Consider the following 17,268-nt stretch of genomic DNA (forward strand, 5'->3'; position numbering starts at 1 on the left):
AAGTTAGCTAAAGCTAACTTTTATTATATTATTGAACTTCGTGTTCTGTGAATTTTTCATTTTCAACAACTAAGAATTTATCACCTTTTTGAACTCCATAAGGAATTAAAGCTTCAACAGCTTTAGCGTGATCTTCTTTAATTACTGAGAATAAAGCTTCTGAATCAACCGAAGCAAACACTGATGAGTAAACTCCAAATGCTTTAATCATTTTTGGATCATTTACAACCCCAATGATTAATGAGTTTGGACGGAATTTAGCAACTTGTTTTAATAAAGCACCAGTTCTTGAAAGAGCAACAACAAATTTGTAATCACCAAACATTGCTTTTTGAGCAATTTCGTAAGCGATTTTTGTTCTTTTATCTTTTTGGTCTGAGTTTTCTCAAACTTTTTCTAATTGAATTGGGTAGTAATTTCTTCCATAGAATTCTTTTTCAGCACGTTTTGAAATAGCAGTCATTGTTTTAACTGATTCTACAGGGAAGTTTCCGTTTGCACTTTCTCCTGAAAGCATTGTTGAATCAGCTCCTAATTCAACAGCGTAATAAACGTCAGTAACTTCAGCTCTAGTAGGATGTGGTGAGTTTTCCATTGAGTCTAACATTTGTGTAGCAACAATAACTGGTTTTCCAGCTTCACGACATTTTCTGATCATTTTCTTTTCATAGTAAGGAACATCGTAGTAAGGAATTTCTAATCCTAAATCCCCTCTAGCAACCATAATTGCATCTGATGCTTCAATAATTTCATCGATGTTTTGGCATCCTAAGTGTGATTCAATTTTAGAAATAATTTGAATGTGTTCTCCACCATTTTCGTTTAAAAGTTGTCTTAATTCATTAACATTTCTTGCTGAATTGACAAATGATGCAGCAACATAGTTAATTCCTTGAGTAATACCGAATTTAACGTCGTTAATGTCTTTTTCTGCTAAGAATGGAAGTGTGAAATCTACACCTGGAAGGTTAATACGTTTGTTAGTTTTAAGTTTGTGTGTGTTTTCTGCTTTAACTTTTACATATCCTTTACCAACTTCTGTTACAACTGTTGAAAGTTTTCCATCATCTAATAAAACTTGATTTCCAACAGCTAAGTCTAATGACATATCATAAGCAACAGAAATTTCTGTAGAAGTTCCTTCTAAGTTTAAGTATTTATCTTGTGTTGTGTGAATTAATACTTCTGATCCAGCTGAAACTACTTGAGCTCCATCTTTCATTTTTCCAACACGAATTTCAGGTCCTTTAGTATCTAATAATAAAGAAACTGGAATTCTAAGTTCTTGAGAAACTTTTTTAGCTAAAGCGAATTTGTTTCCTTGTTCTTCGAATGAACCGTGGCTAAAATTGGCTCTAATACATGTAACACCGTTTTCCACAAGTGCACGCATTGTGTCGTAATTATCACTTGAAGGTCCGATAGTTGCGACTAATTTTGTTCTTTTGTCTGTAATTTTCATTGATTAGCTCCTGTTAAAAATATTTAGTAAATTAAATAAATTTAATTAACATTTTTATTTTAACATTTTATAAAAAAATTAATACCATTTTTTATATCTGCAAGCAGATAAAATGGTATTAATTTTATATTAAAAATCGTTAATTATTTAAAGGTGTATGTTTTTATATAACTGTGATTTGTTTTAACTAAAACAACTTTTGTTAAATCATTTTTTAAAGCAGATCTTACTTCAATTACATACGGAACAGTGAAATTAAGAGTTAATACTTTAGTGGCATTATCATAGTTAAATTCAATAGGAAAGTTTCAATTTTCTACTTTCATAACATTAATATCTGGAGTAATGCTTAAGATTGATTTATTGAACTCTTGTTTTCAATTATCATTATTATTTTTAGGATCATTGTATTCTTCGATTAATTTATCACCTGAAGTATATTTGCTAAATCCGGTATTTTTAACCATTACTTTGTCATAATTAACCAATGCATCATATATAGTGTTTTCTAAATCTTTTAATGATACTTGATCATTAGAATTATTAAGCTTTTTAAATCCTTCAATAATAAATTCTTTATTAATTGTTGTTTTATTATCAGGAAGTAATAATCTTAATGAAACAATTAATTCTCCTTTAAGGTCATTTGCATAAACATTAACTGATGTATTATTTCTTAATTGTTCTAATCCTTTATCATAAAAACTAGCTAAAGAGTTATATAATTTGCCATTTTTAGATTGTACATAAAATTGTCTTTGTTCTAATTGAGCTTGATCTAACACAGCATTTTGTATAAAAACTTGTTGTTTTCAATCAAAATCTCTTTTTAAAATTAATTGATTGTATTTAACTTCACCAATAAGTTGAACATCAGATACTAAAACACCTTGAAATTGTGAAGGTAAGTATTTTGATTTCTTTTCATTAAAAGAATTAGTTGAGTGTAATTCAAATTGTTCAAATTGTTTTTTAATATCAGCTATTTTATTACGGTGATCAATATTATTTTTAATTAAAACACCAACAGCTGCAATAGGTGCTATTAAAGCAACTGATGTTGAAACTAATAAAAAAGGTTTTAATCATTTTTTATTCATAATTTTCTCCTAGTTTTTGGTAAATTTGATTTCTTAATTCATTAATATTTAAATTAGTTTCACTAGAAACTAAGAAATATTCATTAATATTATGTTCCTTGTGTTGTGTTTTAATTTCTTTTAATAATTTTGACTTTTCTTTTTGTTTTAGTTTATCCATCTTGGTATAGACTAAAACAAAAGACAATTCCATTGATTGTAAATAATTTATTACTTCAAAATCAATTTTGGTAATTCCATGACGAGCATCAATTAATAAATATAAAGTAATTAATTCTTGGCGATTTTCTAAATATTCAGCAATCATTTGGTTCATTTTTTCTTTATTAGCATTAGATAATTTTGCATATCCATAACCTGGAAGATCCACAAAGATCCGATTTTGCTCATCACCAAAGAAATTTAATAATTGGGTTCGACCTGGAGTTTTAGAAACTCTTGCTATTTTTTTATTCATTGTTAAAGCATTTAATAATGAACTTTTTCCAACATTGGATCTACCTCAAAAAGCAATTTCTACACCATCATTTTGATATCAATTATCCTTATTAGTGGATGATTTAATAAATTTAAACATTTACACCTCATTTTTTAAATATGTTTAATAATAACATATATTAAATAAAGTTATTAATTGCTTTTGTATATTTTTGCTGCATTTTGAGCAATCACTAATTCTTCATTAGTTCTAATTACATAAACATCAACTTCACTATCACTGGTTGATATTTTTTTATAATCATCAAAATCCATCATATTTAATTCAGGATCTATTTTAATATTTTTAAAATATAAGCGATTGATAATATTTTCTCTAATTGAATAATCATTTTCACCAATTCCTGCTGTAAAAACTAATGCATTAGGATTTCCACCAATTTTATTAGCATAATTTGCTACATAATCTGCAATTTTTTGAGCAAATAAATCAATGGCAAACTTAGCATCTTCATTTCCTTGAGCCATTGCTTGTCTTAAATCTCTCATATCACTTGAAAGACCTGAAACACCTAATAAACCACTTTCTTTATTTAATAAATTGGTAAATTGATCAATATCCATTTGAGTTTGATTCATCACAAATTGATGAATTGCTGGATCTATATCTCCTGATCTTGTTCCCATCATAACTCCAGCTAGTGGTGTAAGACCCATAGAAGTATCAAACGATAATGAATCTTTAACTGCACAAACACTAGCTCCATTACCTAAATGCATATTAACAAAAGTAACTTTATCTTGGTTTAAAATACTTGCTAATTTACTAGTGATATATTGATGACTAATTCCATGCATTCCATATTTTTTAATATCAAATTGCTCCACTAATTGCTTAGGTAAAGCATAGCTATGATTGATTTTATTGATAGTGGTATGAAAAGCAGTATCAAAATCTGCACTTAATAAAGCTTTAGGAAATACTTTTTGAAATCCTAACATTGCTTGTACAGCTCCTGGATTATGTAAAGGTGCATATATTGAACATTTTGAAATAATATCAATCTCTTTTTGAGTTATTTTAGTAGTATCTTCAAAATAAGTTCCACCTTGAACAACTCTAAATCCAATATTTGATATTTCATCTTTATCTTGAATTAAATTAATTTCTTGCATTAATTGATAAACTGATTCTACGGCTACTTCATGATTTGGCATATTTACTTCTTTGGTGTGTTTTTGACCATTAAATTTAATAGTAATTAAACCATTATCTAAACCTATTCTTTCAGCGATTCCTGAAGCTATATTTAAAAAATTATCTTTTAAAAATAAACTAAGTTTAATTGAACTACTTCCTGCATTGATTACTAAAATTTTGCTTTGAAACATATTTTCTCCTTATATTTTGTAATGTTTAATAATGTTATTTTATTATTTTTTTATATTAAAAATATAAAGTGTGCTAGATATTTATGAAATATGGAACATTTTTGTATTAGGATAAATAAAAAACAAGGCTTACGCCTTGCTTAAAAAAGATCGAATAAATTACATAAATTTAAAGTTATACAACTTTTACAATAACTTCTTTTGAACCTTTTTTACCTTCCAAGTTATTTCTTTCAACGTGAACAATTTGAATTTTTTCATTAGCATTAGTGTGTTCACCATGCTTTTGCCCACGACGATATCCTTTAATTAAACCTTCTAATTCTTCTAGTGTATTAGCTTGAGCTACAATATCACCATGAGATAATAATTTTGCTTTATATTTGTACATAGTACCCTCCAATTAGAACTTTTTTTCTATATTTATATTAAATATTAACTTGAAAGTATATAGAAAATAGGTTATTTTCACCATTGCTGGTGGTAAGATATAAAAATCTTACTTTAAAATTTTACCCAAAATTTCCATTTTGATATTAATTTTTATAAATATAATAAATATCTAATTAATTAATTTATTAATGAATAAATATACTAAAATATTTATATTAATATATTAATTGATAGGAGTTTCAATTATGAACATACTTTATATTTTCTTAATTTGTCTTTGTGCAATAATTTTAGTTTTACTAGTAGTGGTTTTAATTAGAAAATTAATGTTTGATCATTATTCAAAACATAAAAATTTAACTTGAGAATATGTCCAAAAAAATACTAATTATGCAAAAATCACAGTTAATAAATGCGAAGTGCTAAAGCGAAGCACTAAGAAAAAATATGAATACATTTATTATGATTTGCATGAATTATTTACCGAATTAGAAAAAATTAGTAAAACTATTCTTACAAATATCACTACAATAGATACTAATTTAACTAATAAAAAACTTAGTGCAGTAATTAAAGAATATAAAAAACTTAAACAAAATATTAATTTATTTAATAAGAAAAACCAACAATTTAGTGAAAAATCTTCTTCATTTGAAATACCTTGAACTATGATTGATGAAGATTTTTCAAATTTATTAGACATATCACAACACATTATTAATGATTTAAAAATTAAACAACCTATCATACCTAACACTTATGATATTTGTGCAAAAAAACTTAATAACTTTAGAAATGACTTAAATTTAATTGAAAATTATAAATACAAAGCTGAATTTTCTAAAGCTTCTGAGACTCTTGAAAAATTAAAAATTAAAATTAAAGAATTATCAAAATTAAATAGTTCAATTGAAAAAATTGAATATACTCTATTTTCAAGCTTACCTTATACTTTAAATAAAAAATTATCTAATGCCACTAATGCTGATAGAGAATATTTAACTAAATTAGTAAATGAATTAAATGTTTTAACTCAAGATTGAGATAAATTAAAATTAGTTGATTTAATCGAACGTATTAAATCAATTTATCAAGTAATTTATGATATGCATTATCAAAAAATAGCTTATCAATCAATTACTAATTACTTAAATAAAAACTTTAGCATTATGACTAAAAATATTTTCATCAAAAAAGAAGAACAATTTAATCAATTAAGCTTTATAAATGATCAAATTAAAATTTATTATGATAAAATGCATGAATCACTCAAATCAATGAATCGTGATGAAAGCTATGAAATATTAAAACAATTAATTGAATCATTTTTTGAATATGCTTTTAAATTCGAAAATGAATATATACAATTAATGCTTGAAAAACAACAAAAAAAAAATAATAAACATACCAAAAAAGATAAGGTTAATCAATCAATTGATGCTTATTTTGCGGTTATATATAATCCGTACTTAGAACAAAATAAAGAAAATTTAGAAGTAATAGATTTATTAAAAAATATTTATCAACAAAACTTTGTAAATAGTTTTAATGCTGAGCAAATTTCTAAAATTTGAGATACTTGAGTGTTTAATATTTCTTTATTAATCTCTAAAATAGCTGAAGGTAATAAATATAAAAAATTATATTTTTTACTTGAAAATCATTTAGTTAATAGTTCTAAATACAACGCAAATATCAACGAATATAATGAACAAATTAAAATAACAAGGTCTTTAATCGAACAAAGAAAATTCAAAAAAGCATATTTTGAAATCAAAAAGATTGTTAAATAATAGGAGAGAAAATGTATCAAGATAAAATACTAATTAGATTTGGAGAGTTAGTTTTAAAGAAAAAAAATCGTAAAACTTTTATTAATCAACTTTCAAATAACATTTACCACATTGTTGGTGAAAAACCTGAAGTAGCATATGATAGAATGTACTTAACTTATTCAGAGCATAATTACAATAAATTAAACTATGTTTTTGGTATTAGTTCATATTCAAGAGTAAAAATGGTGAAAAATGACATCCAAATATTCAAAGACACTGTATTAAGTTTAGTTAAACCAAATGTAAAAACTTTTAAAATTGCTGCAAGAAGAAATAATAAAAACTTCATTCACACTTCAGATGAAATCAACCATATTCTTGGTGGTCATGTTTTAAAAAATACTGAATTAAAAGTTGATGTAAAAAATCCAGATCAAGTTTTTTATGTTGAAGTTAGAAAAGATTTTACATACATTTTTAGCAACTACACTCCTGGATTAGGTGGATTACCCGTTGGTGTTAGTGGTAAAGTATTACACCTAATTTCAGGTGGTTTTGATTCTCCTGTTGCGGCTTTTCAAATGATGAAAAGAGGTTTAAAAGTAGATTTTTTAACTTTTATCACTCCACCTCAAACAGATCAGAAAACAATAGATAAAATTACTAATTTAGTTAAAACATTAAATAATTACCAAGTTAATTCCAATTTAATCATTGCTAATTATGCAAAATTAATGAATTATATTTCATTTGTTTCAAAAGAGTCATATAAGATTACTTTAATGAGACGTAGTTTTTACCGTATAGCATCAAAAATAGCTAATAAATATGATCAATTAGCTATTTCTAATGGTGATAACTTAGGTCAAGTTGCAAGTCAAACTTTAGAATCGTTATCAGTTATTGGTCAAGCAAGTAAATTACAAATTCTTAGACCTTTATTAACATTTGATAAAGTACAAATTATTGATATGGCTAAAGCTATTAACACTCATGATATTTCAATAATTCAAGCAAACGAAACTTGTGAATTATTCGCTCCTAAACAACCAATTACAAAACCAAAATTATCAGAAGCTTTAAGATTAGAGGAAGAATTAAACCAATTACAAACCTTAGAGCAAGATTTATTAGACAATGAATTACAAATAATAAGATTTAAAAAAGAAGATTTAATTTAATAATTTAACTTGTTAAAAATCAACTAAACTCAAAAAAGTTCTAAATTTATAAAAAAAGTTATTGTATATTTATGAAAAATGATATATAATAATTTTACCTATGGCGATTGTGGTGAAGTGGCTAACACAGCGGGTTGTGGTCCCGTCATTCGCGGGTTCGAATCCCGTCAATCGCCCCATTTGAAAAAAACTACTTAAAAGGTAGTTTTTTTGTTTTTTTATTGTATAATTAATCCGCAATATTAACTATATTGCCTATTAGTGGAAGATATTTGCAAAAAATATCGCTAGACCACAATATCGAAAGGATACAAATTTAATGGCAAAAAAAGAAATTCAAAGAATTGCTAAATTGCAATTCCCTGCCGGACAAGCTAAGCCCGGACCTGCTCTTGCTGGTGTTGGTGTTAATATGCCCGAATTTACTAGAGCATTTAACGATGCAACTAGAGATAGAGGAAACGAACCAGTTCCTGTACAAATTACAGTTTATAAAGATAAAACATTCGAATTCAAATTATTTACAGCTCCTGCTTCATACAAAATTAAGCAAGCTGCAAAAATTAGTTCAGGAGCAGCAAATGCTAAAACTACAATTGTTGCTACAATTTCAAGAGATCAATTAAGAGAAATTGCTGAATATAAATTACCAGATTTAAACACAGATGATATTGATGCTGCTATGGCTACAATTGCTGGAACAGCAAAACAAATGGGTGTTTTAATCGAAGGATACGATGATATCTTTAAAGCTAAAGCTGCTGCTAAAAAAGCTGCTAAAGAAGCAACAATTGCTGCTGCTAAAGAAGCTGAATTAGATGCTGCTTTAGAAACATTACACGAAACAAAAGGTCAAGGTATTGAAATAAATACAATTAGCGATGAGGAAGAAGGTGAAGAATAATGGCTAAAAGAATCTCAAAAAACTTAAAAGCTGCTAGAGCTTCATTTGATAGAACAATTGCTTACGATTTAGAACAAGCAATTGATCTTGCTAAAAAAACTTCATACGCTAAATTTGATGCTTCTATTGATTTAGCTTTCAACTTAAACCTTGATGTTCGTAAAGCTGATCAACAATTGCGTGGAGCTGTATTATTACCAAATGGTACAGGTAAAAGCGTAAGAGTTTTAGTTGCTACAAACAACCCCGAAAAACAAAAAGCTGCTAAAGAAGCTGGGGCTGACATTGTTTTAGATGGACCAGCTTTAGAACAAAAAATTAAAGAAGACGACTTTGACTTTGATGTTATGGTTGCAGATCCTACAATGATGCCTTTATTAGGAAAATATGGTAAAAAATTAGGGCCTAAAGGTCTTATGCCAAACCCTAAAACAGGTACAGTTACTCCAACTCCTGAAAAAGCTGTTGAAGAACTTAAAAAAGGTAAAGCAAACTACCGTACAGATAAAGCAGGTATTGTTCACTCATTAATCGGGAAAGCAAGTATGTCTAACGAAGCTTTAGTAGAAAATGCTAAAACTTTAATTACACTTATTAAAAAATTAAAACCAGCTGCTGTTAAAGGAACATATATGCTTAACTTAACAGTTTCAGCATCAATGGGACCAAGTGTAAAAATTAAATTAGACAAATAATAATTTATATCAAAATAGATAACATTAGTTATCTATTTTTTTTATTATCGCTTTTGATCAAAATATATTATAATAATAGAGCCATTGGAACAATAACCCACTAACTTGGTCAGGTCCTAACCGAAGCAGCCACATGAGGAAGTGTTGTGTTCAGTGGTTTTTTATTAAATTTTTCATCAAAAATAACACTTTGATTTTTTTTATTTTATGTTATAATAAATACACATTAACTGGCACCATAGCCAAACGGCCAAGGCATGGGTCTGCAAAACCTTGATTACGGGTTCGAATCCCGTTGGTGCCTCCATTTATAACTAGCGCCCGTAGCTCAACTGGACAGAGTGTTAGGTTACGGCCCTAAAGGTTGCGGGTTCGACTCCTGCCGGGCGCGCCATATACTAGCAATAGTACCATCTTTCAACCACTATGGTTGTTTTTTTATACAAAAAATCTATGCTTTAGCATAGATTTATTTTTTAATCCTTAACAAAACAAATAAATAAGCTCTTTTAATTCTTGATGATGTATATCTTTTACTAGTACACGCTTGAATAAAATCATCGTATGTCGGTTGGTTAATTTGTTTTTTAAACAAATTTTCCATTCCTTCAGAAATCATTTTATATTGTGCAATAATTTCTTTAGGAGTATTTAAAATTATTTTTTGGAATTTAGGATAGGTATTTCTAATATCGTTCTTTGGTTTAATACCTTTAAGCTTCATTGGACTATATTTAGAGATATCTTGATTGTTGCTTAGCATTTGTCTAAGTTTTGAAGCACTAGCAAATTCACTTTCAACATCTTCAGAATGAAATGGAATAGTCCTTTGAATTGAAATAGGTTCTATATCTAAATCATTATCAACAATAGTTTTAACATATTCTAGACCTAAAATATCATTTGGCATTGATATATCTTTATTTGCTAATTCCATCAAAGCTAAATTGGTTGCTCTTGGAAAGCTATTACCTTTTTGTTTAAGATATTTTTTAATCAGTTTATTATATTCTTGCTTATTGTTTTTGATTAAGAGAGCTATCTCTTTAAAAAGTTCTATATCATTAGTTTCACTACCAAAAACTAAATACTTAATCCCTTTTTTAGCAAGTTTTAAAACTGCATTAGAAGCAAAAATATGAGCTGCTTGAGCACTAATATCTACTGGTAATTTCACAAAACCACTAACTCCATATTTTTTTGCAATATGTTTTCTTTGTCTATATGAAGCACAAGTGATTTCTCCCCGTTGGGAATATTTACCAGACATTGCAACAATTATTTTACTATTAGGAATATTTTCTTTAATTCAATTTAATTGATAAATATGACCATTATGAAAAGGGTTGTATTCTACAACAATTCCAACCTTTGTTTTTTTATTTTTAAAAAGCATAAAGTTATTATATAACACAATAATATAAAAGCATAGTTAAAAAAACTATGCTTTTTCTTAATCTTTACTAGGTCTAATTTCTAGATTCAAACCCCATTTAAAAAGATTAAATTCTGGTTTAATGTAATTTTTATATTTCTTTTTGAAAATCCATATTTAATAGTTCAATGCTTTTTAATTTAAAATTTTTAAATTCATCACCTGACAAATGTATCCCTATAGTTTCATAAACAGTTTTTAGTTTTGCTTCTATTATGACTTTCTTTATTAGATTAAATTAATTTGTTTATACCATATTTATTAAAAATCTCTTTAAGTTAAAAATCATAAAATATCATACTCTTGAAACTAGAAGTGTAATATCCTAATTTGAATCGAATATAGTTTTTTTACTATCTTTTTCAAAATTTACACTATAATCCATTTCTCATTCTAATCTGTTATATTCTGGTTTAATTAGGGTTTTATCCTTTAACAATTCTTTTTTAAAGTCTAAATTTAAAAATTCAATACCATTTAGTTTAAAGTTTTTAAATTCATCATCTGATAAATGGATTCCTAACGCTTGATGTAAAGTTTCTTGTTTTGCTCGAACATCATTAACATTAATAATTCCAAATTTATAAAGAGGACTATGTATAACATCATCTTTAATAAGATAATTTTCATCACTTCTGGTAAAATATTTTGTAACAAAAAGATGTTCTCTTTTACGATCTCCTATATCTTTCACTAAATATAATCTATTTTTATTAAATAAAGGTGTTACGTAATTTAAATTAGTTATTAGCAAATGGTTATAAAAAGATGTATATTTGTATTCTAAATCAATAATTAGAATGTTGCTTTCTTGAATATGCTTGGTGTTTTTGTCCATTAGTGATGAATATTCATTTTCATATTTCTTAAGATTATCTTTTGATATAAGATATAAATTAATTTTTAATTCAGGATTTGTGCTTTGTATTTTGTTAAAAATCTCTGGTTGATAAAAATCTAGATTACTTTTTTTGTCATTAGTACTTAATAGATAATAAGGTTGATGAAAAACAAGTACATCACTTCATTCATTCTTTGTGACTAATTGATTTGGTAAAAGTTTAAATCTATCTATGTAATTACCAGTAAAATAATTTATATTTATTATTTCATTATCATTCTTATTTGATACTCAGGTAGGTATCTTTAGGTCTTTATCGTTGAAAAACTTTTCATTAACTAATATATTCTTATCAATGATGCTTTTATACTCATTGTTTCATAAATTATCATCATATTTTTTAGTTAAAAAACCTAATTTATCAGTAGCTATTATTGGTAAAGTTTCTTTTGTGAAATTAATAGTTGTTAATAATCTAGCGTTTTTTATAAGTTTTTTATAAAACATCTGATACTTATTGTTTAAACTTTTATCATACTCATTTTGTTTTAAAATTTGTTTAGATTGTTTATCAAATTCCCAAGGTCAATAACCTATACTTTTAAAATCTGACGCATAAAGAGTATTCAATTTCAATTTATTTAATTGTTTCTCTCAATGATCTATTTCATTATCGTCTTTTATATTCATCATTTCTAATTTATCAATATTGTATTTCTTGATAATTAATTTAGAAATAGTTTTTTCTTTTTCTTGCGTTCTAGAACAAGATACAACAGACATTAAAATGGGTAATAATACTAATGGAATAAAAATTAGGTTTTTGAGTTTCTTAATATTTGGTTTTAGATCTATACTAAACATATTTTTTAAAAATTTCTTTTTCATGATGCCTTTCATTTTTTAGATAATTTTTTTATTAATGAAACTCCTTTCTACTTTTATTTTATTCTTTTCTATATTAGATTTTTTAAAATTCTTGCACCATAAAAAGTAAAAAAACATTATAAAAAGCATAGTTTTTTAACTATGCTTAATTATTTTAATTGAATAGAATTTTATGTATTTGTATAATTGTCTAAATCGTTATTATTTAACTTACTTTTTCATGTAAAATTCCAGGTACTGTTAATAATCATTAAATATAAACATCATTTTTTATTTATTTTGTTTTTTTAAGAACTCTTTAGAAAAATCAATATTTAAAAATTCTATATTTTTTAATTCAAAGTTTTTTATCTCTTCATCATTAAGACTTATAGCAATAGTGTATCTTGAAGTAATTAATTTTTCTGATTCGCTATTACTATCATTTTTTAAATTGTTATCAAACAAGAAATACCTTGCTCTTCATTGGTTGCTAACTCAACCTAATATAGTAAATGAAAAAGATGGTTTATCAGGTTGAACGTAGGAAATCCCTGGTGGTCTATAATGTTCAGATGTATCTTTTATTAAATATAGTGTTCCTTTATCAAACATAAATGCATTATAATCAAAATCATTAATTAATTCAGTTTCATAAAACTTCTTATGAGTGTATTCAAAATCTATTATTAATGAATGTTTTGGTAAATCCAAATTTTCAAAATAAGGATATTTGATTTTTTCTAAATTGCTCTTCTCTGTTAAAAATATATTGATTTTGAGATTAGGGTTATCTTTTTGAACTTTTTCAAATCAATCTGGGTTAAAGAGTCAAATGTCATATTCTTTATAAAAACTTGAGTAATTTACAGGAATTTGATGGAATATAAAAATATCTTTTCATTCATTCTTAGATACTTTAGGATTTGGTTTAAGACTAAATTTACGTATATATTCACCAGTAAAATAATTAATAAGTAACTTATTATCCTTTAATTTATTCAAAGACCATGGAATTTTAATTTCATTAAGTTCTTTATTAGTAAATTCTCCATTTATAAAAATGTTTTTATGGATTAAATTTTCATATTCTTTATTACTCAATTCAACATCATAATATTTTCTAGATACAACTCCATTTTTTGTTTCTTTGATAGGTATAAAATTATTTACAAACTCTATTGTTGTTAATAATTTTGAATTATCAAGAATCTTTTTTAAATGCCATTCATCAAGTACTAATTTATAATCTGGGTTACTTCAAGATCATGAACCTATACTTCTAAAATCATTTTTCAACCATAATCTTTTTTGTTTGTTAATATTTGATTTATTTTTATCTAAATTGAATTTTTCAACTATCAAGCTTGGAATAGTTGCTTCTTTTTTATTGTCGGGATTTTTAACACTTGTTGATGCACATGATACACTAACAATAGGAACAAAAATACCTAAAGTTGTGATGAATTTTCTAATCACGATAATCTCCTTATATATCAAATACAAATTAATATATTTTATTTGTTAATTATTGTGTCTAACATTTTTTATATACGATAAACTTACACATAAAAAATATCTCCCTACTTATATTTTATTCTTTTGCCAAACAACTTATAAAAATTTTTAACCCTAGAAAATAGGGATAAAAGTATAAAAAATATAAAAAACTTTAGCTTTTTTAATGTAAAATAAAAAAGCAAACTTTTTAGTTAAAAAATGCTTGCTTTTTTATATAAAAACGCTTTAATTTTGCAATTTTTATAATATAATTATTTTGCAATTTTAAAAAACCACAAAGGAGGAACCATGGCTATTGTACCAAAGCGTAAAACTTCAAAACAACGTAAACACAAAAGACAATCACACAGTGCATTAGATACACCTAATCTTGTAAACTGTTCAAACTGTTCAAAAATGATTGAACAACATGTTACATGTAGATTTTGTGGTTTTTACAAAGGTAAAAAAGTTTTAGGATACGTTGCTTTAGACGACCGTATCAATAAATAATTATGATATAAAGTCCATTTGGACTTTTTTTATTTTTTTAGTACTTTATTTGTTCGTTTCTTAATTTTTGTCTATTTATAAAACGGAGGACAAACAATGGTACTTTACAGAATCGGAGAAATAGTTTATAAAAACAAAAATAACATTATATTAGAATCTTATTCAACAGGATACGCTATAAATATAGCCAATGAATCACGTTTTGAAGTTGGTCAAAAAATTAAATTATTTTTATTTGAGCACCAAAGCGAATATTCAACACAAACTTATGGCTTTAAAGAATTCAAAGAAAGATTATTATTTACTGACCTAATTGCAATTGATAAAATAGGACCTAGAATAGCAATGAATGCTCTTGATAAAGGTTGAGAAGTAATTGCTAGTTATATTGTAAATGAAGATGTTCAACAATTAAGTAAAATCAGTTTTATTAGTATAAAAACAGCTAAATTAATTTGCGTTGAACTAAAAGATAAATGAACTAAATTAACATCAAATATGCAAATTAGTAAAAAAGAAAACTTAAATTCATTCAAAGAATTATCATCAACACTTGAAACTTTAGGATTTAAAAAGAAACAAATTGATTTAGCTTTATCAAAAATAGAATTAAACAATGATATTGACACTATGATTGAACAAAGCATTAAAATAATTGCAGAGAGTCAAAGCAATGCTATTAGAGAATAGACCACAAAATTTTCATAATTTTATAGGTCAAAAGAAATTAGTTCTTACCTTACAAGCAATGATAAAAAGCTCAATTCATAGAAAGGTTGTTCTACCCCATATTTTACTTTATGGACCTCCTGGGATGGGTAAAACCACTTTAGCAACCATTATTGCTAATGAATCAAAACAACAAATACACTATGTTCAAGGTAGCAACATTGAAAAGAAAGCAGATATCATTAACATATTATCAGTAATTAATGAGAACGATATAGTGTTCATTGATGAAATACATAGTATTAATAAAAATATAGTGGAATTTTTATATAATGCTATGGAAGATTTTGTGTTTGATTTAATAATTGGTGTTGATGGTAATAGTAGAGCTATGAGAATGAAAATTAAACCTTTTACTTTAATAGGAGCAACCACTAAATTAAGTGAAATTACTCAACCCTTAAAAGATCGTTTTGGTTATATAGGTAGATTAAATAGTTATTCAACGGAAGATATTATTAAAATTTTGATTAATAGTGCTAAAGTTTTAAAAATACCAATAGAGAATGATTACTTTAATCTTATAGCTTCATATTCTCGAGCAACCCCTAGATTAGCAAATCATTTATTATCCAGAATTTATGACTTTGCAATTTCATTAAACGATTCAATAATTAATAACAAAATCATTCACAAGACTTTTAAGCTACTTGATTTATATGAATACGGCCTAAATAAAGATCATTTAGAATATTTAAATATCCTAAAAGGATTTAAACAAAAATGTGTCTCACTAGACACTATTTGTGGTTTAATTTCTCACACAAAAGAAACAATTACTAATGAAATTGAACCCATATTATTATATTTAGGATTAATTCAGAAAAATTCTAGAGGTAGAAAAATTAATCAAAATGGAATTGACTATTTATCAAGACAAAAATACAAATAAAAAGTTCACCCAAGTGAACTTTTTATTTGTATTTTAATTCTTCGTGTTTTTCAACTGTATATTCTTTACAGAATTCTGTTAATAAATTTATAGCTGCATCAATATCAACTAATGAACATAATCCAATAGGACTGTGAAGATATCTTTGAGGAAGTGAAATGGTAGTTACACTAGCTCCTCCAGGAGCAAATTGTAATTCCGCAGCATCAGTTCCTCCACCTTCAGCAACATATTTATAAGCTAAAATTTCTTTGCTTTTAGCAATGTTCATTAAATCTTTAATCAATTTAGGATCAGGTAATGTTCCACCGTCTTTAACTAAAATATTTACACCTTTTCCTAAAACTGGAGTTCCAGGTTTACATCCTGTAGTATCATGAGCAGCTCCTGTATCTAATGCGAAAGCAACATCTGGGTTAATTATACTTACAGAAGTTTTTGCACCTCTAGTTCCTACTTCTTCCTGCACAGTACCAACAAGGTATAAATCACTATCTAATTCTACATCAGCAAGATTATTAGCAATAAACTCTAAAGCAGTAACTCCTGCACGGTTATCCATTGCTTTACCACCAATAATATTGTTAGCAAATTCAATTGTTTCACCTGTTAAAAAGATTTTATCACCAATTTGAATACCTGCTTCTTCTACTTCTTTTTTAGTTAAAAATCCAAAATCAACAAATAAATCATTTGTTTTGATTGCTTCATTAATTTTTTCACGGTCTAAAATATGGATTGATGTATGTCCAAATACTCCATTAAATCTTTTTCCTTCAGATGTTTCTAAAATAGCTTTAGTTCCTATTACAACTGTAGGTCATAAACCACCAATTGGAGTAACTAATATATTTCCATTGTCTTTAATACTACGAACCATATATCCAACTTCATCCATGTGAGCTGCAATCATAATTTTAGGCGCATTAGCTTTTTTTGATTTTTTAAAGAAAACAATTGAACCTAACTTATCTCTTGAAACTTGATAGTTTGATGATATATTGTTTCTTAATTCTTTGGCAACTGGTTCTTCAAATCTTGAAATTGCTTCAATAGACATATATTTGCTTAATCTTTGAGCAAGTTTTTCATATTTTTTATCCATTTTATCTCCTTATATACTTAAATAAAAAAGTCCTGAAATTGGACTT

Annotated in this window: 16 protein-coding genes, 3 tRNA genes and 1 other RNA gene; 11 read left to right on the forward strand and 9 right to left on the reverse strand. The window is 26.1% G+C overall.

Annotated features, from left to right (window positions below):
- Nucleotides 1-28 precede the first annotated feature (28 nt).
- From pyk to GE118_RS03385, 5 genes are all read right to left on the reverse strand, one after another.
- A complete protein-coding gene (gene pyk, locus GE118_RS03365) occupies nucleotides 29-1,462 on the reverse strand; it encodes a pyruvate kinase (RefSeq protein WP_158764025.1) in 1,434 nt (477 codons plus the stop codon).
- Nucleotides 1,463-1,605: 143 nt separating this feature from the next.
- A complete protein-coding gene (locus GE118_RS03370) occupies nucleotides 1,606-2,562 on the reverse strand; it encodes an MAG1430 family protein (RefSeq protein ID WP_158764026.1) in 957 nt (318 codons plus the stop codon).
- Nucleotides 2,555-3,139, reverse strand: a complete 585-nt coding sequence (gene yihA, locus GE118_RS03375) for a ribosome biogenesis GTP-binding protein YihA/YsxC (RefSeq protein WP_158764027.1) — start codon at nucleotides 3,137-3,139, stop codon at nucleotides 2,555-2,557. Before yihA ends, GE118_RS03370 begins: the two co-directional genes overlap by 8 nt.
- A 53-nt stretch (nucleotides 3,140-3,192) precedes the next feature.
- On the reverse strand, nucleotides 3,193-4,392 hold the full coding sequence (locus tag GE118_RS03380) for an acetate/propionate family kinase (protein ID WP_158764028.1): 1,200 nt from the start codon (nucleotides 4,390-4,392) through the stop codon (nucleotides 3,193-3,195).
- Nucleotides 4,393-4,567: 175 nt separating this feature from the next.
- On the reverse strand, nucleotides 4,568-4,783 hold the full coding sequence (locus tag GE118_RS03385) for an MAG6790 family protein (protein ID WP_158764029.1): 216 nt from the start codon (nucleotides 4,781-4,783) through the stop codon (nucleotides 4,568-4,570).
- Between the two features lie 247 nt (nucleotides 4,784-5,030).
- On the opposite strand from GE118_RS03385, the gene GE118_RS03390 reads away from it, so the two are divergent.
- The 8 genes from GE118_RS03390 (at nucleotide 5,031) to GE118_RS03425 (ending at nucleotide 9,734) form a co-directional block, all read left to right on the forward strand.
- Nucleotides 5,031-6,578, forward strand: a complete 1,548-nt coding sequence (locus GE118_RS03390) for a hypothetical protein (RefSeq protein WP_158764030.1) — start codon at nucleotides 5,031-5,033, stop codon at nucleotides 6,576-6,578.
- 11 nt (nucleotides 6,579-6,589) lie between these two features.
- Nucleotides 6,590-7,741: a tRNA uracil 4-sulfurtransferase ThiI gene (gene thiI, locus GE118_RS03395; RefSeq protein WP_158764031.1), complete on the forward strand. Its 1,152-nt coding sequence runs from the start codon at nucleotides 6,590-6,592 to the stop codon at nucleotides 7,739-7,741.
- A gap of 103 nt (nucleotides 7,742-7,844) precedes the next feature.
- Nucleotides 7,845-7,920, forward strand: a tRNA-His gene (locus tag GE118_RS03400).
- Between the two features lie 140 nt (nucleotides 7,921-8,060).
- Nucleotides 8,061-8,645, forward strand: a complete 585-nt coding sequence (rplK, locus tag GE118_RS03405; protein ID WP_158764032.1) for a 50S ribosomal protein L11 — start codon at nucleotides 8,061-8,063, stop codon at nucleotides 8,643-8,645.
- Nucleotides 8,645-9,340, forward strand: a complete 696-nt coding sequence (gene rplA, locus GE118_RS03410; protein WP_158764033.1) for a 50S ribosomal protein L1 — start codon at nucleotides 8,645-8,647, stop codon at nucleotides 9,338-9,340. The genes rplK and rplA overlap by 1 nt, the downstream gene beginning before the upstream one ends.
- Before the next feature lie 73 nt (nucleotides 9,341-9,413).
- Nucleotides 9,414-9,510: signal recognition particle sRNA small type (gene ffs / locus GE118_RS03415), an RNA gene on the forward strand.
- Between the two features lie 62 nt (nucleotides 9,511-9,572).
- A tRNA-Cys gene (locus GE118_RS03420) sits at nucleotides 9,573-9,647 on the forward strand.
- Nucleotides 9,648-9,657: 10 nt separating this feature from the next.
- Nucleotides 9,658-9,734 (forward strand) — tRNA-Arg (locus GE118_RS03425).
- 75 nt (nucleotides 9,735-9,809) lie between these two features.
- Here GE118_RS03425 and GE118_RS03430 read toward each other — a convergent pair.
- The 3 genes from GE118_RS03430 to GE118_RS03440 form a co-directional block, all read right to left on the reverse strand.
- On the reverse strand, nucleotides 9,810-10,736 hold the full coding sequence (locus GE118_RS03430) for a nucleotidyltransferase (protein WP_158764034.1): 927 nt from the start codon (nucleotides 10,734-10,736) through the stop codon (nucleotides 9,810-9,812).
- A 364-nt stretch (nucleotides 10,737-11,100) separates the two neighbouring features.
- A complete protein-coding gene (locus GE118_RS03435) occupies nucleotides 11,101-12,504 on the reverse strand; it encodes a hypothetical protein (RefSeq protein ID WP_158764035.1) in 1,404 nt (467 codons plus the stop codon).
- Between the two features lie 270 nt (nucleotides 12,505-12,774).
- Complete coding sequence (locus GE118_RS03440; RefSeq protein ID WP_158764036.1) at nucleotides 12,775-13,962, reverse strand: hypothetical protein; 1,188 nt, start codon at nucleotides 13,960-13,962, stop codon at nucleotides 12,775-12,777.
- A 330-nt stretch (nucleotides 13,963-14,292) separates the two neighbouring features.
- On the opposite strand from GE118_RS03440, the gene rpmF reads away from it, so the two are divergent.
- The 3 genes from rpmF to ruvB all read left to right on the forward strand — a co-directional run bounded on the left by rpmF (nucleotide 14,293) and on the right by ruvB (nucleotide 16,117).
- Nucleotides 14,293-14,496, forward strand: coding sequence for a 50S ribosomal protein L32 (gene rpmF, locus GE118_RS03445; RefSeq protein ID WP_158764037.1), 204 nt, complete (start codon nucleotides 14,293-14,295; stop codon nucleotides 14,494-14,496).
- Nucleotides 14,497-14,592: 96 nt separating this feature from the next.
- Nucleotides 14,593-15,186 carry a Holliday junction branch migration protein RuvA gene (gene ruvA, locus GE118_RS03450; protein WP_158764038.1) on the forward strand — a complete coding sequence of 198 codons (594 nt, stop codon included), beginning with the start codon at nucleotides 14,593-14,595 and terminating at the stop codon, nucleotides 15,184-15,186.
- The gene (gene ruvB / locus GE118_RS03455) at nucleotides 15,170-16,117 is read left to right on the forward strand and encodes a Holliday junction branch migration DNA helicase RuvB (protein ID WP_158764039.1); all 948 of its coding nucleotides are present in this window, start codon (nucleotides 15,170-15,172) and stop codon (nucleotides 16,115-16,117) included. The genes ruvA and ruvB overlap by 17 nt, the downstream gene beginning before the upstream one ends.
- 22 nt (nucleotides 16,118-16,139) lie before the next feature.
- On the opposite strand, the gene GE118_RS03460 is transcribed toward ruvB, so the two are convergent.
- Nucleotides 16,140-17,222: a M42 family metallopeptidase gene (locus GE118_RS03460; RefSeq protein WP_158764040.1), complete on the reverse strand. Its 1,083-nt coding sequence runs from the start codon at nucleotides 17,220-17,222 to the stop codon at nucleotides 16,140-16,142.
- Between the last annotated feature and the right edge of the window lie 46 nt (nucleotides 17,223-17,268).

The organism is Mycoplasma sp. NEAQ87857, assembly GCF_009792315.1.
Lineage (GTDB): Bacteria > Bacillota_I > Bacilli_A > Mycoplasmatales > Metamycoplasmataceae > Mycoplasmopsis.